Origin of the sequence: Actinomadura rifamycini DSM 43936, assembly GCF_000425065.1 — a bacterium.
Taxonomy (GTDB): Bacteria; Actinomycetota; Actinomycetes; order Streptosporangiales; family Streptosporangiaceae; genus Spirillospora; species Spirillospora rifamycini.
On record NZ_AULB01000024.1, the window covers coordinates 13,521 to 37,139 of the forward strand.

Below are 23,619 nucleotides of genomic sequence, written 5' to 3' on the forward strand. Positions count from 1 at the left end.
GGGTCAGCGCAGGCCGGTGGAGCGGGCGGCGGCGGTCCGGATGAGGCGGTCGACGACGGCCGGGTAGTCCAGGCCGGTCGCGGCCCACATCTGCGGGAACGCCGACGTGGGCGTCATCCCCGGCATTGTGTTGATCTCGTTGAGGACCCAGCGGCCGTCCGGCGTGTAGAAGAAGTCGACGCGGGCGAGGCCCTCGCAGTCCAGCGCCTCGAACGCCTCGACGGCGACGCGCCGCACCTCCTCGACGGCTGCGTCCGGGAGGTCGGGCGGGATCGCCATCGTGGTGCCGCCGTCGAGGTACTTCGTCTCGAAGTCGTAGAAGTCGCTGTCGCCGGACGTCAGCACCTCGGCGGGCAGGCTCGCCTCGGCCGGGCCGTCGCCCTCGCCCTGCAGCACGCCGCACTCGATCTCGCGGCCCTCGATCGCGGCCTCCACGATGACCTTCGGGTCGTGCTCGCGGGCCGCCTCGACCGCCGCCTCCAGGGCGTCCTCGGACGTGACGCGGCTGATGCCCATGCTCGACCCGGCCCGCGCCGGCTTGACGAACACGGCGCGGCCCGCGTCCAGGCCGAGCTCCTTGATCTCGTCGATCTTGCGCTTGCGCTCGCGGCGCCACTCCCGGTCGCCGACCAGCACGTACGGGCCGACGGGCAGGCCCCGCGCCTGCCAGACGAGCTTCATGAAGCCCTTGTCCATGCCGACCGCGCTGGCCAGCACCCCGGCGCCGACGTAGCGGATGCCCGCCAGGTCGAGCATGCCCTGGATGGTGCCGTCCTCGCCGAAGGGGCCGTGCAGCAGCGGCAGGACGACGTCGACCTCGCCGAGCGCGGCGGGGACCTCGCCCGGGGCGACCGCGATGAGGCCGCGGGCGGCGGGGTCGAACGGGAGCGCGAGGGCGGTGCCGCCGCCGTCCACCTCGGGCAGCACGCCGTCCTCGATCGCGAGCCGCTGGTCGCCGGACGCCAGCACCCAGCGGCCGTCGCGGGCGATGCCGATCGGCACCACGTCGTAGCGGTCCCGGTCGATCGCGGCCATCACGGCTCCGGCGGTGACGCAGGAGATCGCGTGCTCGCTGCTGCGTCCGCCGAAGACGACGGCCACGCGGATCTTGGATGGGGACATGATCCCCGACCCTACCGCTGCCGGGCCGGGGTCGGCCACGGCCGCCCCGAGCCCGCCCGCCGGGACGCCCGCCGCAGGTCACACGCCATAACGCTCCGCCTTCGGCGACCGGGAGATCAGCGACACGGCGGCCTCCTTGATCGGCATGCCGTGGTGCAGGACGGCCGCGACCGCCTCCGTGATCGGCATCTCCACGTTGTGCTTGCGGGCCAGCTCCATCACCGCCTCCGCCGACTTGACGCCCTCGGCGGTCTGCTTCGTCACCGAGATGACCTGCTCCAGCGTCATGCCCCGGCCGAGGTTCTCCCCGAACGTCCGGTTGCGCGACAGCGGCGACATGCACGTCCCGACGAGGTCGCCCATCCCGGCGAGGCCCGCGAAGGTGTGCTCGTCCGCGCCCATCGCCACCCCGAGCCGGGTGATCTCGGCGAGGCCGCGGGTCATCAGCACCGCCTGCGTGCTGGCGCCGAACCCGAGCCCGACCGACATCCCGACGCACAGCGCCACGATGTTCTTCACCGCGCCGCCCAGCTCGCAGCCGATGACGTCCGTGGACGTGTACACGCGGAAGTACGGGGTCATCGTCGCCGCCTGGAGGCGGCGGGCGGCGTCCTCGTCCGCGCACGCCGCGACGGCCGCGCCGGGCTCCCCGCTCGCGATCTCGCGCGCCAGGTTCGGCCCGCAGAACACCGCGACCCGCTCCTGCGGGACGTCCGCGACCTCCCGCACGACCTCCGACATCCGCAGCGTGGTGCCGTCCTCGACGCCTTTCATCAGGCTCACCATGACGGCACCGGGCGGCAGGTGCGGCAGCCACCCGGCGAGGTTCGCCCGGAGCGTCTGGGCCGGGACGGCGAGCGCGACGAAGTCGGCGCCGCGCAGGGCCTCGGCCGGGTCGAGCGTGGCGCGCATCCCCTCGGGCAGCGCGATGCCCGGCAGGTAGTCGGTGTTCTCGTGCCGGTCGTTGATCGCCTCGACGACGCCGGGCCGGCGGCCCCACAGGACCACCTCGCCGCCCGCGTCGTGCAGCAGCTTGCCGAACGTCGTGCCCCAGGAGCCCGCGCCCATCACCGCGGTCTTGAACGTCACGAGCCCGCCGCCTCGCTCCGGGACGGGCGCGCCCCGGCGTCGTCCGCGGCCGGACGGGCGCCGGGCACCGCGGCGCCGCGCCGTTCCGCCAGCACGCGGCGGTGGTCGTAGCGCTCCGCCGGCGGCTCCTCGCCGCGCAGCTCGCCGAGCAGCCCGGCGATCGCCGTCATGATGTCGTCGGTCGCGGCGCGCAGCGTCTCGCGGTCGAGCGGGCGGCCCGCGTACTCCGACAGGTCGACGGGCGGCCCCGCGATGACCCGCATCGTCTTGCGGGGGAACGGGTGGAAGCCCTTCTTCAGGGAGCCCGCGAGGCCGGTCTGCTCGCCCTTCTTGTACGGCAGCAGCTCGTGCGCGCCCCAGCTCGCCACCGGGACGACCTGCGCGCCCGTCTTCAGCGCCATCCGCGCGACGCCCGTCTGGCCGGTCATGGGCCACAGCTCGGGGTCGCGGGTGCAGCTCCCCTCGGGGTAGAACATCAGGCACTCGCCGTCCAGCAGCGCGCGTTCGGCGTCCCGGAGCGCCATCGACGCGTCCGCGCTGTCCCGGTACACGGGGATCTGCCCGGTGCCGCGCAGGACGGTCCGGAAGAACCGCACGTCGAACAGCGTGGACTTGGCCAGGTAGACGGGGTAGCGGCCCGCCTCGTAGACGAAGTGGGCGAGCGCCAGCGGATCGGACTCGGAGATGTGGTTCGCGGCGATGATCACACCGCCCTCCCCGGGTACGTTGCCCCGGCCCCGCCAATCCCGTTTCAGCAGCCCGAACAGCAGCGGGCGCAGGATGACGATCGTGAGCTTGCGCCAGGCCGGCGAATACCCGTGGCTCATGCCCCGTCCCCTTCCGATCCGTACCCCGGACGAACGCGGGGTGTCCTCAAGTTTCGTGGTTGCGTGCGCATAGTGTCGAGTTGCCATGTCTTCTGAAGCTGCGCCCAGCGCGCCCCGCCTCCAGTGGTCGCTCGTCGTGCCGGTCAAGGTCCTGGCCAGGGCGAAGACCCGGATGTCCGCGGCTGCGGGCCCGCACCGGCGGGACCTCGCCCTGGCCGTGGCCACCGACACGGTCGCCGCCGCACTGCGCTGCGCCCGCGTCCGCGCTGTGATTGTCGTCACCGACGATCCCCTTCCGGCCGCCGAACTGGCCGCCCTCGGCGCCCGGATCGTGCCCGACGAGCCCGACGCGGGCCTCAACCCGGCCCTGGAGTACGGGGCCGCGCGGGGCCGGGAGGCCGCCCCGGACGCGGGTGTGGGGGCGCTTTCTGCTGACTTGCCCGCTTTGCGACCGGACGAACTCGCGCGCGTCCTCGACGCCGCCGCGGCCGCGCCGCACGCGTTCGTCCCGGACGCGGCGGGCGTCGGCACCACCCTGTACACCGCGCGTCCCGGCGTCCCGTTCGCCCCGGCGTTCGGGCACGGCTCGCGCGCCGCGCACCGCGCCGGGGGCGCCCGGGAACTGGTCCTGGACTCCATCGACAGCGTACGCCGGGATGTGGACACGCCGGACGATCTTCGAGCGGTTCTCGCGCTCGGGGCGGGCCCGCACACCGCGTCGGTCGCGGCCCGGCTGCCCGCCCTCGCCGCCGACGCGTGAGCGGCGGGCCCCGGCGTAGGGTGATCGGCATGCAGGCGACGGTGCGGACGTTCGACGACGAGACGCGCTCGGGCAGCGTGCTGCTGGACGACGGGACGGAACTGCCGTTCGACGCCGCCGCGTTCGACGCGGGCGGCCTGCGGCTGCTGCGGTTCGGGCAGCGGGTCAACCTCGCGCTGCACGAGGGCCGGGTCGCGGTGGTGACGCTCTCGACGTTCCCGCTGCCGCCGGCGTCCCCCTGACCCGGACGCACGACCCCGGACGCACGGCCCCCGGACGCACGGCCCCCGGACGCACGGCCCCCGGACAGAAGCGAAGGCGCCCGGGACCATGCCGATCGGTCCCGGGCGCCTTCGCCGTGCGGCTACTTCTTTCCGGCCACCAGGTTCTTGAAGTCCGCGCCGGCCTTGAACTTCGGCACGGACGTCGCCGGAACCTCGATGGTCTTGCCCGTTGCGGGGTTACGGGCCGTACGGGCAGGCCGGTCGGCCTTCTCGAACGAACCGAACCCGGTGATCGCGACCTTGTCGCCCTTGGCGACGGCGGTCTGGATCGCCTCCAGGATGGCGTCGACGGCCTCGGCTGCGGCCTTCTTGCTGCCCAGCCGGTCAGAGATCGCGTCGACCAGCTCACGCTTGTTCATGGGTTACTCCTCTAGTTCCCCCCTTGCCCGAACGAAACTAAGGGACCCTCAGCACCGACACAATCACCTGCACGCAATGACTGGCGTGTCGCGGCCGTTTTTGTCGTTCTCGTCCCCGTCTCGCCGGGTGACCGGACCGGATCCGGCCACTGCGCACGCTAACGGACGTCGGGCGCGTCTTGGAAATCGGCGAGGAACGCCTCCAGCCTGCGTGCGGCCAGGGCGGCGTCGCGCTTCGCCAGATCGGTGATCGCCAAGAGGTGCCGGATGAGCCGCTGCCGGACGGACGGCGGGAGCGGCGCGACGGCGCGATGGGCGTCGCGCAACCGGCGCGCGAGCCGGGTCAGCTCCGGGTCCTCCCACGCCGGTCCGTCCCACGGGGCCGAGGTCACGTGTATCCCCCCCAACACTCGTTCGGGCCTCCGCACACCTCGATTGTCCCTGCCCCGCGATTCGCCCCCCGCACCCGGGTACGCCGAAGGCCCGGACCGCCCCCACGGCCCGGGCTCCAACCTCCCCGTTCTCCGCCCCACGACGCACCCCCCGCCACCGCGAAAGGTGTACCGCGCGGGTCTCAGAGGGTGACGGGCTTCCAGGGGTGGCGGGTGGCCTCGAAGTCGGCGATGGCCTCGGCGTGGCGGAGGGTGAGGCCGATGTCGTCCAGGCCCTCCATCAGGCGCCAGCGGGTGTAGTCGTCGATCTCGAAGGACGCGGTCTCGGCGCCGTACCGGACCTCGCGCTTCTCGAGGTCGACCGTGATCTCCAGCGCCGGGTCCTGCTCGACGAGGGCCTGGAGGCGCTCGACCTGCTCGCCGGTGAGGACGACCGGCAGCAGGCCCATCTTGGTGGAGTTGTTGCGGAAGATGTCGCCGAAGCGGGGCGCGATGACGACGCGGAAGCCGTACTGCTGGAGGGCCCAGACGGCGTGCTCGCGGGACGAGCCGGTGCCGAAGTCGGGGCCGGCGACCAGGATCCCGGCGCCCGCGTACTGCGGCTGGTTGAGGACGAAGCCGGGGTCCTCGCGCCACGCGGAGAACAGGCCCTTGTCGAAGCCGGTGCGGCTGACCTGCTTGAGCCAGACGGCGGGGATGATCTGGTCGGTGTCGACGTTGCTGCGGCGCAGCGGGACCGCGCGCCCGGTGTAGGTCGTGAACGCTTCCATCGTGGTTCCTCAGAGGTCGGCGGGAGCGGCCAGGCGGCCGGTGACGGCGGTGGCGGCGGCGACGGCGGGCGACACCAGGTGGGTGCGGCCGCCCGGCCCCTGCCGTCCTTCGAAGTTGCGGTTGGACGTCGAGGCGCTGCGCTCGCCCGGGGTGAGCTTGTCGGGGTTCATGGCGAGGCACATCGAGCAGCCCGCCTCCCGCCACTCGGCGCCCGAGGCGGAGATGACCCCGTCGAGGCCCTCCTGCTCGGCCTGCTTCTTGACCTCCATGGACCCCGGGACGACCAGCATGCGGACGCCGTCGGCGACCTTGCGGTCCTTGAGGACGTCCGCGACGGCGCGCAGGTCCTCGATGCGCCCGTTGGTGCAGGAGCCGACGAAGACGGTGTCGACGGCGACCTCGCGCAGGGGCGTCCCGGCGGTGAGGCCCATGTACTCGAGGGCGCGCTCGGCGGCCTGGCGCTCGACGGGGTCGGTGAAGGACGCCGGGTCGGGCACGGACTCGCCGAGCGGGAGGCCCTGGCCGGGGTTGGTGCCCCAGGTGACGAACGGGGTCAGCTCGGCGGCGTCGATGACGATCTCCTTGTCGAAGACCGCGTCGTCGTCGGTGCGCAGGGACGTCCAGTACTCGACGGCCGCGTCCCAGTCGGCACCCTGGGGGGCGTGGGGGCGGCCCTTGATGTAGTCGAAGGTCGCCTCATCCGGGGCGATCATGCCCGCGCGGGCGCCGGCCTCGATCGACATGTTGCAGACGGTCATGCGGCCTTCCATCGACAGCGAGCGGATCGCCTCGCCGCGGTACTCGATGATGTGGCCCTGGCCGCCGCCGGTGCCGATCCGGGCGATGATCGCCAGGATGAGGTCCTTGGCGGTGACGCCCGCGGGCAGTTCGCCCTCGACGGTGACGGCCATCGTCTTCGGCTTGACCTGCGGCAGCGTCTGGGTGGCGAGGACGTGCTCGACCTCGCTGGTGCCGATGCCGAACGCGAGCGCGCCGAACGCGCCGTGCGTGGAGGTGTGGGAATCGCCGCACACGACCGTCATGCCCGGCTGGGTCAGGCCGAGCTGCGGGCCGATGACGTGGACGATGCCCTGGCCGTCGTCGCCCATCGGGTGCAGGCGGACGCCGAACTCGGAGCAGTTCTTGCGCAGCGTCTCGACCTGGGTGCGCGACACCGGGTCGGCGATCGGCTTGAGCAGGTCGGTCGTCGGGACGTTGTGGTCCTCGGTGGCGATCGTCAGGTCGGGGCGGCGGACCCGGCGGCCGTTCATCCGCAGCCCGTCGAACGCCTGCGGGCTGGTGACCTCGTGCACCAGGTGCAGGTCGATGTAGAGGAGGTCGGGCTCGCCCTCGGCACGCCGTACGACGTGCGCGTCGTACACCTTCTCGGCCAGTGTCCGGCCCATCGCTCCCACCTCACCTGTCATGATTCGTCCGGCGCGTCGCGGTGGATGCCGCCGCGCACCGCTGGTCTTGTCCGCCCCGATTTGCATCTCACATTCCGAGACTGCAATATCAGGACATGGACAACTCTAGCGGAGTCGGCGTACTTGACAAAGCGGTTCTCGTGCTGAACGCGCTCGAAGCGGGTCCGGCGTCGCTCGCCCAGCTCGTCCAGAGCACCGGGCTGGCCCGGCCGACCGCCCACCGGCTCGCCGTCGCGCTGGAGCACCACCGGTTCGTGCACCGCGACGCGCAGGGCCGGTTCATCCTCGGCCCGCGCCTCGCGGAACTGTCCGTCGCGGCCGGCGAGGACCGCCTGCTCGCCATCGCCCAGCCGATCCTGTCGCAGCTCCGCGACCTGACGGGCGAGAGCGCGTCGCTGTTCCGCCGCCAGGGGGACGTCCGGGTCTGCGTCGCCGCGGCCGAGCGCAGCAGCGGGCTGCGCGACACCATCCCGGTCGGGGCCGCCCTCCCGATGACCGCCGGGTCCGCCGCGCAGATCCTGCTCGCGTGGGAGGACCCCGACCGGCTGCACCGGGGCCTGCGCGGCGCGAAGTTCGAGGCCGCGACGCTCGCGTCCGTCCGCCGCCGGGGCTGGGCGCAGAGCGTCGGCGAGCGGGAGCAGGGCGTCGGCTCGGTGTCGGCCCCGATCCGCGGCGCCGCCGGACGGGTGATCGCCGCGGTGTCGGTGTCCGGGCCCCTCGAGCGCCTCACCCGCTCCCCCGGCCGGCTGCACGCCGGTCCCGTCATCGCCGCCGCCGAGAAGATCTCCGAGGGGATGCGCCGCACCGCGTCCTGACCTGCGAATAGCGCCGAACCGCCCGCGGGGGCGGCCGGATCGGAGCTACCCTCCGGGCGAGGGGGGTGCGCGGTGCAGATCTCCGAGCTGAGCGACCGCAGCGGCCTGACGGTGCAGACGATCAAGTTCTACATCCGGCAGGGGCTGCTGCCCGGGGGCTCGGCGGTGAGCGCCACCCGGTCCGAGTACGGCCCCGCGCACCTGGAGCGGCTGCGGCTGATCAACGCGCTGCGCGAGGTCGGCGACCTGCCGGTCGCGGCGATCCGCGAGGTCGTCGCGGCCGTCGACGGCGACTGCGGCCCGCACGGGCTGGTCGGCGCCGCGCAGCGCGCCGTCGGCCCGGACGCCGCCGCCCCCGCCGATCCCGACTGGCGCGCCGCCCGGCAGGACGTCGACGCGCTCGTCCGCGAACTGGACTGGCGCGTCGCCGCCGACGCCCCCGCCCGCGACCTGCTCGCCGCCGCGTTCGTCTCGCTGCGCCGCCTCGGGTACCCGGTCACGCTCGCCGACCTGCGCCCGTACGTCCGCGCCGCCGCGGGCGTCGCCGAGCACGAGGTCGCCCGCATCGACGAGGCGGCCCCGCGCGCCCGGACGGCCCGGTCGCTGCTGGTGACGACCGTCGTGTACGAGCGGGTCTTCGCGGCCCTGCACCGGCTGGCCCAGGAGGACGCCTCCGCCCGCCGGTTCGCCCCGTGACGTGACACGTGTCCGCCGATCCTGCCGGGCCGGGGCCTCCCCTGCTTCTTCGGCTTCCGGCCGCCCCCGGCGAATGGTTCGTCCCGTGGACGAACGAGCCCCGGAACGGCATTCCCGACGCGGCTCGTCCGTGCGCCTACAACGACCTGCCGGCCCCTCTGACCGACGGTCGAAAACGAGCGGCTTCCGCGTGGCGCCGAGCACGCAAGACGGGCGGGACGAGCGGCCGGTGCGCCCGTCCTGACCTGGGCCGATACTGCGACGCTCCCGGCCGGTCCAGCGGGCGCCGCCCGACACGAGCGAACTTTTCCCAGCTGTTGGATGGGAAAAGCCGACAAATCGAGAATTGCGGTCATCACTTAATATGAAGGGACGAGAGCGGCAACCGGCCGCCCCTTTTCCCCGAATGCAGGTTCGCCACACCGATGACCGCGACGCGTTCCCCCGAGTCCCCGGGCGGCCGATGGACCGACCGCCTGCTCGCCGAGGGCAGCGACCCCGACCCGCGCTTCACCCTCGCCAACGAGCGGACCTTCCTCGCCTGGATCCGGACGGCGCTGGCCCTGGTCGCGGGCGGCGTCGGCGTGGCGCTGGCCGGCGACCTCGTGGACGCGCCGCTGCGGCACGTCCTCGCGATCGGCTTCTCCGCCGCCGGCGCGCTCGTGGCCGCGCTGGCGTTCCGCCGCTGGCTGCGCACCGAGCGCGCGCTGCGCCGCGACGAGACCCTCCCGCCCCCGGCCCTCGCCCCGCTCATGTCGTACGGCCTGGCGGTCGGGGCGGTCGCCCTCGTCGTCGCCCTCCTGCTCACCCGATGACCGCCCCCCCGGCACCGTCCCGCCGGCGGCGCGCCGCGCCCGGCGGCGGGCGGCCGTGAAGCTCTGGGACCGGGGCGCGCAACCGGAGCGGACGGCGCTGGCCTGGTCGCGGACGACGCTCGCGCTGGTCGTCGCGGGGCTGTTCTGCGTGCGGCTGGCGCCGTCGGCGGTGGCCGCGGCGACGGCGGCGGCGGTCGTGTGCGGAGCCGCCGCGCTCCAGGTGCGCCGGACGCGCGCGAACCTGCGGCGGCGCGGGGAGCGGCTGCCGAACGGCGGGCGGATCGCCGACGCGGAGTCCGTCCTGATCGCGACGGGCCTGACGATCCTGCTGGCCGTCGCGGTGATCCTGTTCGCGGTCTGAGGCATGCGCGGTACGCATGCCTGATGTGCGAATCCTTCGCTGGTGTCATGGCTCGCCGCCGCCTAGCGTCGGTCGCGCCATGACCCAGACACGAATCACGCACAGCGACCCCACGACCGTCCCGGCGCCGCCGACGCCGCTCTACTCGCACGCCGTCCATGTGGCGTCCGGACCGATGCTGTACGTCTCGGGGCAGATCGCCCTCCTGGACGACGGCACGGTGGCGGCGCCCGGCGACATGACGCGGCAGTCGGAGGTGATCTTCTCCCTGCTGGAACGGATCCTCGCCGCGCACGGCGCCGGGTTCGCCGACATCGTCAGCATCCGCACGTTCCTCACCGACCTCGACCGGCTGCCCGAGTACGGCGCGGTGCGGGCCCGGTACCTGCCGAGCCCGGCGCCGACGAGCACGACGGTGGAGGTGGCGCGGCTCTTCCACCCGGACGCGCTGCTCGAGGTCGAGGTCGTCGCGGCCGTCTAGCCGGACGCGGCCGGGCCGGCCGCGGCGGCCGCGGCGTCCCGCAGGTCCCGCAGGAACGCCGCCGCCGGCGGGGACCTGCGGGCGTGCCGGCCCACCGCCGCGTACACGGTGCGGCGCGGCGGCTCCGGCGCGACCGCCCGCAGGACGACGCCCTCCCGCGCCGCGCCGGGGGCGGCCAGGGACGGGACGAACGTGACGCCGAAGCCCGCGGCGACGAGGCCGAGCTTCGAGATCCACTCGGCGGCCCGCAGCGGCGTGCGCGGGGTGAAGCCGGCGGCCTCGCAGCGGGCGTGCAGGGCGGCGACGGCCGCGGGGTCGTCGGCGACGATCCACGGGTCGTCCGCGAGGGCGTCGAGGGGCACGCGCCGCCGCGCCGCGAGCGGATGGTCGTGCGGGAGGGCGACGAGCAGTTCGTCGTCGAGGAGCCGGACCGGGTCCCCGGCGGGGGCGGGGACCTTGTGCGTGCTGACGACGGCGATGTCGAGGTCGCCCGCGTCGAGCATCGGCGCCAGCCGCTCGGTCAGGTCCTCGCGCAGGACGACCCGCACGCCGGGGTGCCGCGCCCGGAGGCGGGCCAGGGCGTCCGGGACGAGCGCCACGTTCGCGGTCGGGAACGCGCCGATCCGGAGGGTCCCGGCGTCGAGGCGGCGCAGCCCGTCGAGGGCGCGGGCCGTGTCGGCGAGCCGGTCGAGGAGGGCGCGGGCGTGCGGCAGGAGGTGCTCGGCGGCGGGGGTCGGGCGGACGCCGCGGGCGCCGCGCGCGAACAGTTCGACGCCGCAGAGGTCCTCCAGGGCGGCGATCTGCCGGGACACGGCCGACTGGGTGTAGCCGCCGGCGGACGCGGCGGCGGTGAAGGAGCCGAGGTCGGCGACGGCGACGAACGTGCGGAGCAGCACGGGGTCGAGGGCTTCGGGGCGCATCACCCGCGAGGATACGGGCGGGGCGGGCGGCCGGCGCGGGACGCCGGGCCGGACGGCCCCCGGGGTGCGCGGCGTGCCGAGCGTGATCACCGGTTGGTACCCTTTTGCACCTCACCCTCCGTCATCACCGCAGGTCCCGAGGTGTCCATGCCCGATCGTCCGTTCATCAGCCTGGCGACCGATTTCGGCGCCGCCTACACCGCCGTCTGCGCGGGCGTGATGTACGGCATCGTCCCGGACGCGAACGTGCTGGTGCTCAGCGACGAGATCACGCCGTTCGACGTGCGGGAGGGCGCGATGCTGCTGCGGCAGGCGCTGCCGTACCTGCCGCGGGGCGTGCACGTCGGGATCGTCGATCCGGGCGTCGGGACGTCGCGGCGGCCGGTCGCGCTCCGCACCGGACGCGGGGACGTGCTGGTCGGCCCGGACAACGGGCTGCTGCTCCCGGCGGCCGAGGCGCTCGGCGGCGCCGCCGCGGCGCACGCGCTGGAGGACCCCGCCTACCGGCTGCCCGACGTGTCGGCGTCGTTCCACGGGCGCGACGTCTTCTCCCCCGCCGCCGCGCACGCCGCCGCGGGCGTCCCCGTCGACGCGTTCGGCCCGGCCGTGGAGCCGCTGCCCCTCGACGTCCCGGCGCCGGTCGCCGCCGCCGGGGAGCTGACCGTCCCGGTCCTGTACACGGACCGGTTCGGCAGCCTCGTGCTCGGCGCGCGGCCGGACGACCTCGCCGCCGCGCTCGGCGCGCCGGAGCCCGGCACCCCGCTGGACGTCGCCTGGACGGGACCGGACGGCGCCGAGCGCACCGCGCGCGTCCCCTTCGCCGAGACCTTCGGCGGCGTGCCGCCCGGCGGCGCGCTGCTGTGGACCGACTCGTCCGGCTGGCTCGGCCTGGCCGTCAACCGCGGGTCGGCGACCGAGGTCCTCGGGCTCGCCGGCGTGACCTCGATCGTCCTGCGCGCCGTCCCGGCCGCCTGACCACCACCGAACACCTCCACCACCGAACACCTCCACCACCGAGCACCCCTTGGAGCCCCCGTGTCCCGCCGCCGCCTGCCCCTGCTGACGGGCCTCGCCGCCGTCGTCCTCGCCGGCACCGCCTGCGCCCCCGAGGAGGCCTCGACCGCCGAAGCGCCCGCGTCCTGCGCCAAGGAGGACCTGAACCTCACGACCCCCGGCAAGCTCACGGTCGCGACCGACAAGCCCGCGTTCGAGCCGTGGTTCGCGGGCGACGACCCGTCGAACGGCGAGGGCTTCGAGAGCGCCGTGGCGTACGCGGTCGCGGGCGAGCTCGGGTTCGGGAAGGACGAGGTGGCCTGGACGGTCCAGCCGTTCGACTCGGCGTACGCGCCCGGCCCGAAGAAGTTCGACTTCGACATCAACCAGATCTCGGTCACCCCGGAGCGGGCGAAGGCCGTGACGTTCAGCGACGGCTACTACACCGTCCGGCAGGCCGCGGTGACGATGGACGGCTCGAAGTACGCGGGCGCCACGACGCTGGCCGAGCTGAAGGACGCCCGGATCGCGGTGCAGGTCGGGACGACCTCGCTGCGGGCCGTCAAGGAGCAGATCGAGCCCGGCGACGAGCCGAAGGTGTTCAACACGCAGATCGACGCGGTGAACGCGCTGAAGAACGAGCAGGTGGACCTGCTGGTCGTCGACCTGCCGACCGCGTTCTACGTCACCGCCGCGCAGATCGACGGCTCGAAGATCGTCGGGCAGCTGCCGCACCGCGCGGGCGACACCGAGCACTTCGGGCTGCTGCTGGAACGCGGCAATCCCCTGGTGACCTGCCTCAACGAGGCCGTCGGCGCACTGAAGTCGTCCGGTGAGCTGCAGAAGCTCGAGGACAAGTGGCTGGCGGACGAGGCCGACGCGCCGCTGCTGAAGTGAAGGCGCCGGCGGAGGGCGGCGCGCCGGACGGCGCCGCCTGGGTGAAGAGCGAGCGGCAGCGGGAGCGCGAGCGGCGGCGGCGCCGCGCGGGCGTCCGGTCGGCGTCGCTGGCGACCGTGTCGAGCCTGCTGTTCGTCGCGGTCGTCGCGGGGGTCGTGGTGTCGTCGCCGGGCTGGCCCCGGGTGCACGAGACGTTCTTCGACTGGAGCGAGTTCGTCGATGCGCTGCCGGACGTCCTGCGCGGCTTCTGGCTGAACGTCCAGATCTTCCTGATCGCCGAGCCGATCATCCTGCTGCTGGGCCTGCTGGTGGCGCTGGCGCGGGGGCTGCGCAACCCGCTGTTCTTCCCGCTGCGGGCGCTGGCGACCGCGTACACGGACGTCTTCCGAGGCATCCCGACGATCCTGCTGGTGTACCTCGTGGGGTTCGGGCTCCCGGCGCTGCAACTGCAGGGCGTGCCGGACAGCCCGGCGGTGCTGGGCGGGCTCGCGCTCGTCCTGTCGTACGGCGCGTACGTCGCGGAGGTGTTCCGGGCGGGGATCGACTCGGTCCATCCGAGCCAGCGCGCGGCGGCCCGGTCGCTGGGGCTGAGCCAGCCGCAGGCGCTGCGGTTCGTGGTGCTGCCGCAGGCGGTGCGCCGGGTCGTGCCGCCGCTGCTGAACGACTTCGCGTCGCTGCAGAAGGACACGGCGCTGATCGCGGTGCTCGGCCCGCTGGAGGCGCTGCGGCAGGCGCAGATCCACTCGGCGGAGACGTTCAACTACACGCCCTACCTGGCCGCCGCGGTGCTGTTCGTCGCGCTGACGGTGCCGCTGGCCCGGTTCACCGACCATCTCGCGGCGCGCGCGGAGCGCCGCCGCGCCCCCGGAGGCGGCTCATGAGCGGACCCCTGCTGCGCGTCGAGGGCGTCTGGAAGACCTACCGGTCGCATCCGGTGCTGCGCGGCGTCGACCTGGACGTCGCGCGGCACGAGGTGGTGTGCCTGATCGGCGCGTCCGGGTCGGGCAAGTCGACGCTGCTGCGCTGCGTGAACGTGCTGGAGGCGGTCGACGACGGGGCGATCTTCCTGGAGGACGAGGAGATCACCGACCCGGACGCCGATCCCGACGACGTCCGCAAGCGCATCGGGATGGTGTTCCAGTCGTACAACCTGTTCCCGCACATGTCGGTGCTCGACAACATCACGCTGGCGCCCGTCCGGGTGCACCGGCGGAAGCGGCGGGAGGCCGAGGAGCAGGCGCGGGAGCTGCTGGAGCGGTTCGGCCTGGCCGACAAGGCCGGCGAGTACCCCGACCGGCTGTCGGGCGGGCAGCAGCAGCGGGTGGCGATCATCCGGGCGATGGCGGGCCGGCCGAGCCTGCTGCTGCTCGACGAGGTGACGTCGGCGCTGGACCCGGAGCTGGTCACCGAGGTGATGGGCATCATCCGGGAGCTGAAGGAGTCGGGGATGACGATGATCCTGGCGACCCACGAGATGGGGTTCGCCCGGGACATCGCGGACACGGTGTGCTTCCTGCACGACGGCGTCCTGCTGGAGCGCGGCACGGCCGAGCAGATCTTCTCCGAGCCGGCCGAGCCGCGGACCCGCGAGTTCCTGAGCCGGGTCCTGGAGTCCCGGCGGCTGTAGGGCGCCGGGATACTGGGCGGCATGTCTGATTCCATCGCCGAGCTGGACGTCGTCGCGTGGGTGCGGATCGTGGACGGGCGGCTGCTCGCCGTCCGGTCCCGCGGCCGCGACCTGCTGTACCTGCCGGGCGGCAAGCGGGAGCCCGGCGAGAGCGACTGGTCGGCGCTGGCGCGGGAGGTGCGCGAGGAGCTGGGGCTGGAGCTGGAGCGGGCGTCGCTGCGCGAGCTGGGCGTGGTGCGGGCCCCCGCGCACGACCAGCCGGCGTTCGCGCGGGTCCGGATGGCGTGCTTCACGGCGGACGGGCGGGGCGACATGGCCGCGTCCGGCGAGGTGGACGAGTTCCGGTTCGTCGGACCGGACGAGCGGGGGCTGCTCGCCCCCGCCGCGCGGGCGGCCCTCGACCTCGCCGCGGAGCACGGGCTGCTCGCCCGCGGGTGAGCCGCGACCGCGCCGCGGTGCCGGGCACCGGCCGGACGGCCGGACGGCCGGACGGCCGGACGGCCGGACGGCCGGGCGCCGTGCTCCACGACGCGGCCCCGCGCGTCCCGGATCGTCCCGCCGGTCAGGACGTCCTGGCCGGCCGGTTCGCCAGCAGCACGCCCGCGCCGCCGAGCACCAGCCCGGCGACGGCCAGCGGGTGCAGGGACTGGCCGATGAGCAGCCACGCCATGACGGCGGTGACCGACGGCGTGAGGAAGAACAGGGTGCTGACGCGGCTCGCGGAGAACCGCTGCAGCATCGTGTTGAGCAGCAGGAACGCGGCGATGGCGTTGACCAGGACCATCCAGGCGACCGAGCCGCCGAACTTCGTCCAGTCCGAGACGTGCGGGGTCTCGAGCAGCAGGCTGAGCACGCCGACGACCGGGGCGGCGGCGAGCAGCTGCGCGGCGGTGCCGGAGCGGACGTCCATGTCGGGGACGAACCGCTTCTGGTAGAGGGTCCCGGCGCTGAGGCCGAGGAGGCCGACCAGGCACAGCAGCACGCCCCCGGCCGACAGGCTGAGCCGGTCGGCGACGGCGAGGGTGACGCCGGCGGCGCCGAGCGCGAAGCCGAGCCACTGGCGGACGGTGACGGTCTCGCCGAGGAACCGGGCGGCGAACGCGACCACGACGGGGTTGAGGCCCTGCACGAGGGACACGACCGCCGCGGGGAAGCCGAGGTCGAGCGCGGTGTAGAAGCTGCCGAACTGGACGGCCTGGATGAGCAGGCCCGTGACGGCGATGTGCGCGAGGGCCCGGCCGCGCGGCCACGGCGCGCGGACGGCCAGCGCGTACGCGGCGAGCAGCAGCCCGGCGAGGCCGAACCGGGCGAACATCAGCAGCAGCGGCGGCGCCGACTCCACGCCCGGCACGCCCGCGATGAACGCGCTGCTCCACAGCACGACGAACAGGGGCGGCGCGAGCGCCATCGGCCCGGCCCGGCGGGGCGTCGCGGGCGGGTCGGACGGCGCGGACGGCACGGGCGTGCGGCCGCGGAGGCGTGTCGGCGGGGCCGACGGCATGGGCGATCCTTGAGGGTCGTGAGACGGGGGGCGAAGGGGCGGCCGGCGTCGGCGGGCGGCGTCAGCGGGCGGCGGGGAGCGCGGCGCGGCGCAGGTCCCAGAGGTCCTCGTCGGACGTGCACACGCCCGCGGCGCCGTGGCCGAGCGCGGCGGCGACGTCCGCCGCGCCCTGGACGAACCCGGCCGCCAGGTACGGGACCCCGAGGTCCCGCGCCTGGCGCTCCACGTACGGCAGGACGACCGCGGGCATGAGCTGCACGAGGTCGGGCTGCGAGCGGGCGATCGACTGGATGCTGCGGTGCAGGTTGGAACGGTCCGTCACGAAGACCTTCTGCATCGCCAGCAGGCCCAGCGCGCTCGCCCGCTCGACGATCCCGGCGCGGGTGGAGCAGACCGCCACCGCCCCGATGCCCTTGAGGTAGGTGAGCGCGCCCGGGTCGTGGCCGAGACCGGGAGTCGAGTCGATGTTGACGAACACGATCTTCCCGGCGGACCGGGTCGTCGCCACGGTGGCCTGGAGGTCGACCAGCGGTACCGAGGCGAGGACCCCCAGCGGGGCCGGCGTCGCGGTGAACCGCTCCGCCATGGCCGTGCCGACGAGGGAGGCCATGACGGGGTACTCCGCCAGCGCGGTCAGCAGGCGGCGGTCCACCGGACGTTTCGGGCGTGGGCTCACAGCCAAATGCTACGCACCCGCACCAAAACGGGACGGGAGGCCCAGCTTGCCCGGGTTCATGATCCCGGCCGGGTCGAGGGCCTGCTTCACCAGCGCGAGCGTCCCGAAGCCGCTGCCGAGGGCCCGCTCCATGTACGGGGAGCGGAGCAGGCCGATGCCGTGGTGGTGGCTGATCGCCGCGCCGTGCCGGATGAGGACGTCGTTGGCGGCGTCCCACGCGGCCCGGTACCACTCGCGGCGGCGGGACCGCTCGACGTCGCCGCGCAGCGAGAAGTAGATGCAGGCGCCGTCGGTGTAGGCGTGGGACTGGTGCGCGGACGCGCGCAGCGTGCCGGGCACGGCCTCGATCGCCTCGACGACCTCGGTGTAGATCGCCGGCAGGTCCGACCAGGGCGCCGCGATCTCGCAGGTGTCGGCGACGAAGCCGGGGCCCTTGGCGAAGCCGTCGCCGGACTTGCCGACGAGCATCCGCTCGTCCAGCCAGCGCTCGAACACCGCGTCGCCGTCCAGCGCGGCGGACGCCGCGGCGCCGCAGACCTCCGCGACGATCGCCATCGTGGCGTCGACGAGCGCCGGGTCGCCCTCGTCGGCGATGAGCAGCAGGTTGGTGCCGGGCTCGCCGAAGTGCGTGCCGCTCTCGTGCGCGTCGTACAGGCGCAGGACGGCGGGGGTGGCGCCGCGCTGCAGGATCTCCCGGCAGGCGTCCAGGCCCGCGGCGAACGTGGCGAACCCGTAGGCGAGGCCCTTGGCGTACTCGGGGAGGCGGTGGACGCGCAGCCGCAGCCGGGTGATCACGCCGAGGGTGCCCTCGGAGCCGATGAACAGCTGCCGCAGGTCGGGGCCGGTGGCCGCGCGCGGGTAGGTGCCGTAGGAGGCGGTGGACCCGTCGGGGAGGACGACGTCCAGCCCGACCACCATGTCCTCGATCTTGCCGTAGCGGGTGGAGAGCTGCCCGGCGCCGCGGCAGGCGGCCCAGCCGCCGACCGTGGAGATGGCGAACGCCGACGGCCAGTGGCCGGTGGTGGCGCCGTGCACCTCCTGCAGCTCCTTCTCGAACAGGTCGCCGAACATGCCCGCCTGCACCTCGACGATCATCGACTCGGCGTCGAACGCGACGATGCGGTTCAGCCCGCACACGTCCAGCACGACCCCGCCGTGGACCGGCAGCGCGGCGCCGAGCACGTTGCTGCGCCCGGCGGAGACGGTCAGCGGGATGCCGTGCGCGCCGCACACGCGGACGACGGCGGCGACCTGGTCCTCGTCGGCGGCCTCGACGATCACGGCGTCGGGGGTGGCGGGGGCGCCGTCGGTCTCGCCGATGGAGGTCCCCGCCCACCAGTCGCGGGTCCGCCAGACGACCTCGTCCCGCTCGGCGTGGACGGCGGCCGCGACGGCGCGCAGCTCGGCGACGACGGCGTCCGGGACGCGGACGACCTCGCCCTGCAGGCTCGCCGGCCCGTCCCCGGGCGGGCAGTCGGCGGCCCAGCGCGGCGGGGTGGGCGCGCCGACGACGTAGTCGCCGCGGTTGAACGGGTGCGTGACGGTCTGCCTGCTGATCATGAAAGTCCCTCCATCAGAGCGGTCTTCTCCCGGTCGATGCCGGACACGTACTCCTCCACCTGCCGCGCGACCTCGTCGTCCGGCAGGCCCAGTTCGCGCTGCAGCAGCCGCCCGACCTCGGGCGCCGCCCGCACCGACAGGTCGCGGGCGAACAGCCGCATGCGGGTGCGCCGCGACAGGACGTCGTCCACCGACCGCGCCAGCTCGCAGCGCGCCGCGTAGACGACCTCGGCGCGCAGGTAGGCGGTGCCCTCGACGATCGGCTCGGCGAGCGAGGCGTCCTCGGCGAACAGCGCGGCGACGAAGCGGGCCTCGGTGCCGTAGCGCTCGCCCAGGTGGGCGCCCGTCCCGCCGGTCGCGGCGGTCGCCTCGGCGTCGTACCCGGCGGCGCCGAGCAGCGGCAGCTTCGCGGTGCGGCAGGGGGCCCTGCGGCCGAGCACCTTGAGCGCCTCGTCCACGACCAGCTCGCCCATGTGGCGGCTGGTGGTGAGCTTGCCGCCGGTGACGGTCACCATCCCGTGCGCGTCGGTGGTGACGCGGTGGTCGCGGCTCATGTCGAGCGTCGCGCCCTCCTTGCCGTCCTTCGCGCCCACCAGCGGCCGCAGCCCGGCGATCGAGCCGACGACGTCGGCGGGCGTGAGGTCGGCGTCGAACGCGGTGTTGGCGCCGTCCAGGAGGTAGTCCATCTCCTCCCTGGTGCACAGCACCTCGTCGAGCGGCCCGTCGTAGTCGGTGTCGGTGGTGCCGACGACCACCACGTCGCCCCAGCGGGTGCAGGTCGCGCGGCGCGCCCGCCCCGGGACGGGCACGGTGACGGTGCCGTCGATGGGCAGCCGCGTCCACGGCACCACGATGTGGACGCCCTTGGCGGGACGGACGGTCGGCTCGTGCGCCGGGTCGGACAGGGCGTCCACCGTGTCGGACCAGACGCCCGTCGCGTTCACCACGACGCCGGCGCGGACCTCGACCGCGCGCCCGTCGACCTCGACGGTCGCGCCGCGCACCCGGCCGCCCTCGCGGATCAGGCCGGTGCAGGCGGCGCCGTTCAGGACGGTCGCGCCGAAGTGCGCGGCGGTCCGCGCGATCGTCAGCGTGAGGCGGGCGTCGTCGGTGCGGCTGTCGTAGTACAGCAGCCCGCCCTTGAGCCGGTCGGCGCGCAGCTTCGGCGCGCGCGTCAGGACCTCGGGGACGGTCAGCTTCTGGTGCAGCCGGCCGATGCGCCAGCCGCCGGCCAGGTCGTACGTCCACAGCAGGCCCTCGAACGCCTTGGCGATCTTCGGGTCGAACACGCCGTCCTGCGTCAGGACGGGGAACACGAACGGCAGCCGCTGCACCAGGTGGGCGGCGTTGCGGCGGAACCGCTGGCGCTCCAGCAGGGACCGCCGCACCAGCGGCAGGTTGCCCTGCTCGATGTAGCGGAGCCCGCCGTGCACCATCTTGGACGACTTGGACGACGTCCCGGAGGCGAAGTCGTCGCGCTCGACGAGGGCGACCGACAGGCCGCGGGTGGCGGCGTCCAGCGCGGTGTAGCAGCCGGTCACGCCGCCGCCGACGACGAGGACGTCGACGGGGCGGGCGGCGAGCCGGTCGGCCTGCCGCGCGCGGTCCAGGAGCAGCGGGGTCCGGCGGATGGCGTTCCGCGTCTCGGATCTCGCCTTGCGTTCGGGCAGTCGGATCACGGCTTCGATTCCTCCGGTGACGTGCTGGCGGGTGACGTGCTGGGGGGTGACGGGTGCGGGTGGCGGGCGAGATGCCGGGCGAGGAGGTCGCGCCACGCGGCGCGGGCCTCGGCCCGCCGGGAGCCCGACAGGGTCGGCTCGAAGACGGGGGCGTCCTCGAGCGCGGCGGCGGTGGCGAGGTCGGGCCACAGCCCGGCCTTCACCCCGCCGAGGTAGGCGGTGCCGCGCAGGCTCGCGGTCTCGTTGCCCGGGGCGCGCCGCACCGGGCGTCCGATCAGGTCGGCCTGGCTCGCCATCAGGACGTCGCTGGCGGCGAGGCCCCCGCCGCAGGACAGGTCGGTGACGGGCGCGCCGCCGGCCGCCTCGACGCCTTCGAGCAGGTCGCACACCGAGTGCGCGAAGCCGTCGAGGATGCCGCGGGCGAGCGCGGCGCGGGTGGTGGACAGGCTGAGCCCGGTGAGGATCCCGGTGGCCTCGGGCACCCATTCCGGGGTGCGCAGGCCCGCGAGCGCCGGGACGAACAGGACGTCCGACGGCCCGTCGTGCCCGCGCGCGAGTTCGGCGAGGTGGCGGGGCGACTCGAACAGGCCGATCTCCTCGCAGAGCCAGCGCATCGCCGAGCCGGTGGTGGAGGCGTAGCCCTCCAGGCTGAACACGCTGGTCCCCCGCGACCGCCAGCCGACGAGCGTGAGGATCCCCGGGACGGCGCGGCGGTGCGCGGGCGGCGCGGCGCCGGCGACGGCGTCCACGAACGTCCCGGTGCCGTGCACGCAGGTGGCCTGGCCGGGGCGGTGCGCGCCGAGCGCGATCATCGCGGCGTGCTGGTCGCCCATGACCGACAGGATCGGCAGCCGGGCGCCGAGCACCGCCGGGTCGGTGCCGCCGAGGTCGGCGTCCTCGTCGACGATCTCGGGCAGGACGTCCCGGGGGCAGCCGAGGAACTCGACCCACGGGTCGTACCAGGTGCCGCTGCGCAGGTCGTAGGCGCCCGCCGCGACCGCGTTCGTCGCGGACATGACGTGCCGCGCGCCGCCGGTCAGCTTCCACACCAGCCACGTGTCGACCGACCCGAACGCGAGCCGCCCCCGCGCGTGGGCGCGGCGCGCGGCGTCGTTGCGGGCGATCTCCTCGGCGGCCCACAGCAGCGGCGCGCGCGAGCCGACGGGACGTCCGGTGTGCTCGACGAGCCGGTCGTCCCACGCGGGTTCGAATGCGCGCAGCCGCGCGGCGTACCGGCGGTCCTGCCACACGACGGCCGGGCTGAGCGGCTCGCCGGTCGCGGTGTCCCACACCAGGACGGTCGCGCGCTGCGTCGCCACCGACACGCCGACGACCTCGACGTTCTCGGCGGCGGCCCACGCCAGGGCGCGCCGGCACACCGCGACGGTGTTCGCCCAGATCTCGGCGGCGTCCTGCTCCACCCGCAGGTGGTCGGGCGAGCTGACCGAGATGGGCAGGTAGGCGGGGGGCGCCGCGCCGCCGTCGTCGAGGACGACGGCGGCACGGGTGCCCGTGGTGCCCTCATCGATGCTCAGCACGCCGCGGCGGCGTCGCCCCTTGCTCAGCGCCCCGATCATCAGCGAAGGTCCTTTCCTCACATGGACGCGCGGCCGCTGGGGCCCGCGGTCGGACGGGACGGGTCAGACACCGGCCGGCTGGCGGCGGCGGCCGAGGCCGACGGCCTCTTCCTCGAGGTTGATCGTGGTGCGGGTCGGCTCCCACTTGATCACCAGGCAGGTGAGGAAGCCGGCCAGCGGGACGACCGACAGCAGCATCAGGCTCGTGCCGATGCCGAGCCCCGACTCGAGCTGCGGGAACAGGTACAGGCCGGCGACGGAGCCGAAGCTGCCGAGCATGCCGGTGACGCCCGTCCCGAGGGTGCGGATGTCGCTGCGGTAGGAGAGCGCGGCGATCGACTTGCCGTTCGGGCCGGGACCGGCCGAGTGGAAGAAGATGAACAGCACCGGCAGCAGCGCGGCGAGGAAGACCGGCAGTTCCTTGAAGGTGGCGCCCATGACCAGCAGGGCGGCGAACACCACCGCGTACCCGCCCATCGAGCTGACCCGCAGGCCCATCCGGCGGCCGAAGTAGGCGGACAGGCAGCCGCCGACGATGCCGACCGCGTTGAACATCATCGAGCCGAGGGTGGCCTTCTCGAACTGCTCGCCGAACAGTTCGAGGCTGATGACGGGCAGGTACCAGCCGACGGCGAAGTACTGCATGCCCTGGGTCAGCGAGATCATCGTGGACAGCACGGTGCGCGGCAGGTAGGGGCCGCGGAACAGCACGCCCATGTCCTTGAAGCCGACCTGGCGGCGGGCCGCCGCGGCGTCGCCGGTGTCGGGCTCGCCGGCCCGCACGTCGAACCCGTACATCTTGCGGAGGCTCGCCGCGGCCTCGGTCAGCCGGCCCTTGGACGCGAGCCAGGTCGGGCTCTCGACGAGGAAGACGAGCTGGCCCACCAGCAGGACGAAGGCGAACACCGCGGAGGACGCCACCGACCAGCGCCAGATGTCGGCGCCGACGTCGAACGAGTAGAACAGCAGGGTCAGCGCGAGGTTCGTCGTGGTCGCGGTGTACCAGACGCCCTGCCAGAAGTTCAGCCTGCCCTTCAGCTTGGCCGGGGTGTACTCGGCGAGCAGGGCCATCGCGACGGCGAAGTCGATGCCGTAGGCGATGCCGACGAGGCCGCGGCCGGCGAAGACCGTCAGGAAGTCCGAGCCGACGGCGGTCAGCAGCGCGCCGACCGCGAAGACGACCTTGGTCAGCAGCAGCGGCTTGAGCCGGCCGATCCGGGCGGCGAGCCAGCCGCCGAACGGGTTGGACAGGATCGCGATCGCGGGCGCCATCGCGGTCAGGACGCTGACCTGGGTCGGGGACAGTTCGAGCTGGTCGACCATCGTGGACAGCCCGGCGCCGAGCGCCGCGTTGGAGTAGGCGTCCAGGAAGAGCCCGGCCAGCGCGAGGAACCAGATCCAGTTGGTCCGGCCGCGCATGGCCTTGAGCGTGTCGATGAGGCCGGCAACGTCACCCGCGTTGCGGATGACCGTCGTACTCGAGGGGGCGTCGTTCATGCCCGCCGCCTTTCAGGGGGTGGTAGCCCTTGCCAGCGGTCGGGAAAGCGAAAAGGCACAGCACGAAGACCACTGACAGGGATGTCTTCGTCTGTGCCTGTCGAACGCTCGGAGGTTACGAGGTGAACATCCGGTGTGTCAACCGACACACCTCGATGCCCGGTTTCTCCGGCCACCCCCTTAAAGTGCCTGGTCATGAGCTACATAGTGCAGGCCGTGTGGACCGCTCGGGACGGCGAGGAGGCCGCCGTCGCCGACATCGTCCGCCGGATGACCCCGCCGTCCCGGGAGGAACCGGGCAACCTCTCCTACGTGGCGCACGTGGACGCCGAGGACCCGCGCCGCTTCGTGATCATCGAGGAGTACGTGGACGCCGACGCGTTCGCCGCGCACCGCGCCAGCCCCCACTTCCGGGAGCTGGTCGCCGGCGACTGCCTCGCCCGGCTCGCGTCCCGGGAGATCACCGTCCTGGAGCGGCTGGCCTGAGCGTTCC

Annotated in this window: 27 protein-coding genes; 13 read left to right on the plus strand and 14 right to left on the minus strand. The window is 74.2% G+C overall.

Going from position 1 to position 23,619, the window contains the following annotated elements; genetic code table 11:
* Positions 1-3: 3 nt before the first annotated feature.
* From H505_RS0122670 to H505_RS43750, 3 genes are all read right to left on the minus strand, one after another.
* The gene (locus H505_RS0122670) at positions 4-1,122 is read right to left on the minus strand and encodes a D-alanine--D-alanine ligase family protein (RefSeq protein ID WP_026403806.1); all 1,119 of its coding nucleotides are present in this window, start codon (positions 1,120-1,122) and stop codon (positions 4-6) included.
* A 78-nt stretch (positions 1,123-1,200) separates the two neighbouring features.
* Positions 1,201-2,190: an NAD(P)H-dependent glycerol-3-phosphate dehydrogenase gene (locus H505_RS0122675; protein WP_034519411.1), complete on the minus strand. Its 990-nt coding sequence runs from the start codon at positions 2,188-2,190 to the stop codon at positions 1,201-1,203.
* 17 nt (positions 2,191-2,207) lie between these two features.
* The gene (locus H505_RS43750; protein WP_051301054.1) at positions 2,208-3,038 is read right to left on the minus strand and encodes a lysophospholipid acyltransferase family protein; all 831 of its coding nucleotides are present in this window, start codon (positions 3,036-3,038) and stop codon (positions 2,208-2,210) included.
* A gap of 85 nt (positions 3,039-3,123) precedes the next feature.
* Between H505_RS43750 and cofC the strand changes: the two genes are divergently transcribed.
* Together cofC and H505_RS50680 are read left to right on the plus strand one after the other, a co-directional pair.
* The gene (gene cofC / locus H505_RS0122685) at positions 3,124-3,798 is read left to right on the plus strand and encodes a 2-phospho-L-lactate guanylyltransferase (protein ID WP_026403808.1); all 675 of its coding nucleotides are present in this window, start codon (positions 3,124-3,126) and stop codon (positions 3,796-3,798) included.
* A gap of 29 nt (positions 3,799-3,827) precedes the next feature.
* Entirely contained in the window at positions 3,828-4,040 is a 213-nt protein-coding gene (locus H505_RS50680; protein ID WP_026403809.1) for a cold-shock protein, read from the plus strand.
* Positions 4,041-4,162: 122 nt separating this feature from the next.
* On the opposite strand, the gene H505_RS0122695 is transcribed toward H505_RS50680, so the two are convergent.
* The 4 genes from H505_RS0122695 to leuC all read right to left on the minus strand — a co-directional run bounded on the left by H505_RS0122695 (position 4,163) and on the right by leuC (position 7,010).
* Positions 4,163-4,441: an HU family DNA-binding protein gene (locus H505_RS0122695; RefSeq protein WP_026403810.1), complete on the minus strand. Its 279-nt coding sequence runs from the start codon at positions 4,439-4,441 to the stop codon at positions 4,163-4,165.
* 158 nt (positions 4,442-4,599) lie between these two features.
* Entirely contained in the window at positions 4,600-4,833 is a 234-nt protein-coding gene (locus H505_RS0122700; protein WP_026403811.1) for an SCO5555 family protein, read from the minus strand.
* A 182-nt stretch (positions 4,834-5,015) separates the two neighbouring features.
* Positions 5,016-5,603 (minus strand): 3-isopropylmalate dehydratase small subunit, encoded by a 588-nt coding sequence (gene leuD, locus H505_RS0122705; protein WP_026403812.1) that lies wholly within the window; start codon positions 5,601-5,603, stop codon positions 5,016-5,018.
* A 9-nt stretch (positions 5,604-5,612) separates the two neighbouring features.
* Positions 5,613-7,010, minus strand: a complete 1,398-nt coding sequence (gene leuC / locus H505_RS0122710; RefSeq protein ID WP_026403813.1) for a 3-isopropylmalate dehydratase large subunit — start codon at positions 7,008-7,010, stop codon at positions 5,613-5,615.
* A gap of 116 nt (positions 7,011-7,126) precedes the next feature.
* Here leuC and H505_RS0122715 point away from each other — a divergent pair, with 116 nt between their 5' ends.
* The 5 genes from H505_RS0122715 (at position 7,127) to H505_RS0122735 (ending at position 10,199) form a co-directional block, all read left to right on the plus strand.
* The gene (locus H505_RS0122715) at positions 7,127-7,846 is read left to right on the plus strand and encodes an IclR family transcriptional regulator (protein ID WP_026403814.1); all 720 of its coding nucleotides are present in this window, start codon (positions 7,127-7,129) and stop codon (positions 7,844-7,846) included.
* Between the two features lie 72 nt (positions 7,847-7,918).
* Positions 7,919-8,542 (plus strand): MerR family transcriptional regulator, encoded by a 624-nt coding sequence (locus tag H505_RS0122720; RefSeq protein ID WP_026403815.1) that lies wholly within the window; start codon positions 7,919-7,921, stop codon positions 8,540-8,542.
* A 425-nt stretch (positions 8,543-8,967) separates the two neighbouring features.
* Complete coding sequence (locus H505_RS0122725) at positions 8,968-9,357, plus strand: YidH family protein (RefSeq protein WP_026403816.1); 390 nt, start codon at positions 8,968-8,970, stop codon at positions 9,355-9,357.
* Between the two features lie 55 nt (positions 9,358-9,412).
* Positions 9,413-9,718 (plus strand): DUF202 domain-containing protein, encoded by a 306-nt coding sequence (locus tag H505_RS0122730; RefSeq protein WP_026403817.1) that lies wholly within the window; start codon positions 9,413-9,415, stop codon positions 9,716-9,718.
* Between the two features lie 79 nt (positions 9,719-9,797).
* Positions 9,798-10,199, plus strand: a complete 402-nt coding sequence (locus H505_RS0122735; protein WP_026403818.1) for a RidA family protein — start codon at positions 9,798-9,800, stop codon at positions 10,197-10,199.
* Here the strand turns inward: H505_RS0122735 and H505_RS0122740 are convergent.
* Positions 10,196-11,119 carry a LysR family transcriptional regulator gene (locus H505_RS0122740; protein WP_034519416.1) on the minus strand — a complete coding sequence of 308 codons (924 nt, stop codon included), beginning with the start codon at positions 11,117-11,119 and terminating at the stop codon, positions 10,196-10,198. The genes H505_RS0122735 and H505_RS0122740 overlap by 4 nt on opposite strands.
* A 147-nt stretch (positions 11,120-11,266) precedes the next feature.
* Between H505_RS0122740 and H505_RS0122745 the strand changes: the two genes are divergently transcribed.
* From H505_RS0122745 to H505_RS0122765, 5 genes are read left to right on the plus strand one after another with little or no spacing between them, the layout of a single operon-like run.
* Entirely contained in the window at positions 11,267-12,094 is an 828-nt protein-coding gene (locus H505_RS0122745) for an SAM hydrolase/SAM-dependent halogenase family protein (protein WP_026403820.1), read from the plus strand.
* Positions 12,095-12,154: 60 nt separating this feature from the next.
* Positions 12,155-13,009: an ABC transporter substrate-binding protein gene (locus H505_RS0122750; protein ID WP_051301055.1), complete on the plus strand. Its 855-nt coding sequence runs from the start codon at positions 12,155-12,157 to the stop codon at positions 13,007-13,009.
* Positions 13,006-13,890 carry an amino acid ABC transporter permease gene (locus H505_RS43755; RefSeq protein WP_034519369.1) on the plus strand — a complete coding sequence of 295 codons (885 nt, stop codon included), beginning with the start codon at positions 13,006-13,008 and terminating at the stop codon, positions 13,888-13,890. Before H505_RS0122750 ends, H505_RS43755 begins: the two co-directional genes overlap by 4 nt.
* Positions 13,887-14,636: an amino acid ABC transporter ATP-binding protein gene (locus H505_RS0122760; RefSeq protein ID WP_026403822.1), complete on the plus strand. Its 750-nt coding sequence runs from the start codon at positions 13,887-13,889 to the stop codon at positions 14,634-14,636. The genes H505_RS43755 and H505_RS0122760 overlap by 4 nt, the downstream gene beginning before the upstream one ends.
* 21 nt (positions 14,637-14,657) lie before the next feature.
* The gene (locus tag H505_RS0122765) at positions 14,658-15,074 is read left to right on the plus strand and encodes an NUDIX hydrolase (RefSeq protein WP_034519371.1); all 417 of its coding nucleotides are present in this window, start codon (positions 14,658-14,660) and stop codon (positions 15,072-15,074) included.
* A gap of 124 nt (positions 15,075-15,198) precedes the next feature.
* On the opposite strand, the gene H505_RS0122770 is transcribed toward H505_RS0122765, so the two are convergent.
* The 6 genes from H505_RS0122770 to H505_RS0122795 all read right to left on the minus strand — a co-directional run bounded on the left by H505_RS0122770 (position 15,199) and on the right by H505_RS0122795 (position 23,126).
* A complete protein-coding gene (locus H505_RS0122770; RefSeq protein WP_245592608.1) occupies positions 15,199-16,137 on the minus strand; it encodes a DMT family transporter in 939 nt (312 codons plus the stop codon).
* Positions 16,138-16,198: 61 nt separating this feature from the next.
* Entirely contained in the window at positions 16,199-16,813 is a 615-nt protein-coding gene (locus H505_RS0122775) for a glycerol-3-phosphate responsive antiterminator (protein WP_199747944.1), read from the minus strand.
* A 9-nt stretch (positions 16,814-16,822) separates the two neighbouring features.
* Positions 16,823-18,373 carry an FAD-binding oxidoreductase gene (locus H505_RS0122780; RefSeq protein ID WP_026403826.1) on the minus strand — a complete coding sequence of 517 codons (1,551 nt, stop codon included), beginning with the start codon at positions 18,371-18,373 and terminating at the stop codon, positions 16,823-16,825.
* Positions 18,370-20,052 carry a glycerol-3-phosphate dehydrogenase/oxidase gene (locus H505_RS0122785; RefSeq protein ID WP_026403827.1) on the minus strand — a complete coding sequence of 561 codons (1,683 nt, stop codon included), beginning with the start codon at positions 20,050-20,052 and terminating at the stop codon, positions 18,370-18,372. The genes H505_RS0122780 and H505_RS0122785 overlap by 4 nt, the downstream gene beginning before the upstream one ends.
* Positions 20,049-21,629, minus strand: coding sequence for an FGGY family carbohydrate kinase (locus tag H505_RS43760; RefSeq protein WP_051301056.1), 1,581 nt, complete (start codon positions 21,627-21,629; stop codon positions 20,049-20,051). The genes H505_RS0122785 and H505_RS43760 overlap by 4 nt, the downstream gene beginning before the upstream one ends.
* A 63-nt stretch (positions 21,630-21,692) precedes the next feature.
* Complete coding sequence (locus tag H505_RS0122795; RefSeq protein WP_026403828.1) at positions 21,693-23,126, minus strand: MFS transporter; 1,434 nt, start codon at positions 23,124-23,126, stop codon at positions 21,693-21,695.
* Positions 23,127-23,321: 195 nt separating this feature from the next.
* Here H505_RS0122795 and H505_RS0122800 point away from each other — a divergent pair, with 195 nt between their 5' ends.
* Positions 23,322-23,612, plus strand: coding sequence for a putative quinol monooxygenase (locus tag H505_RS0122800; protein ID WP_026403829.1), 291 nt, complete (start codon positions 23,322-23,324; stop codon positions 23,610-23,612).
* The last annotated feature ends 7 nt before the right edge of the window (positions 23,613-23,619 follow it).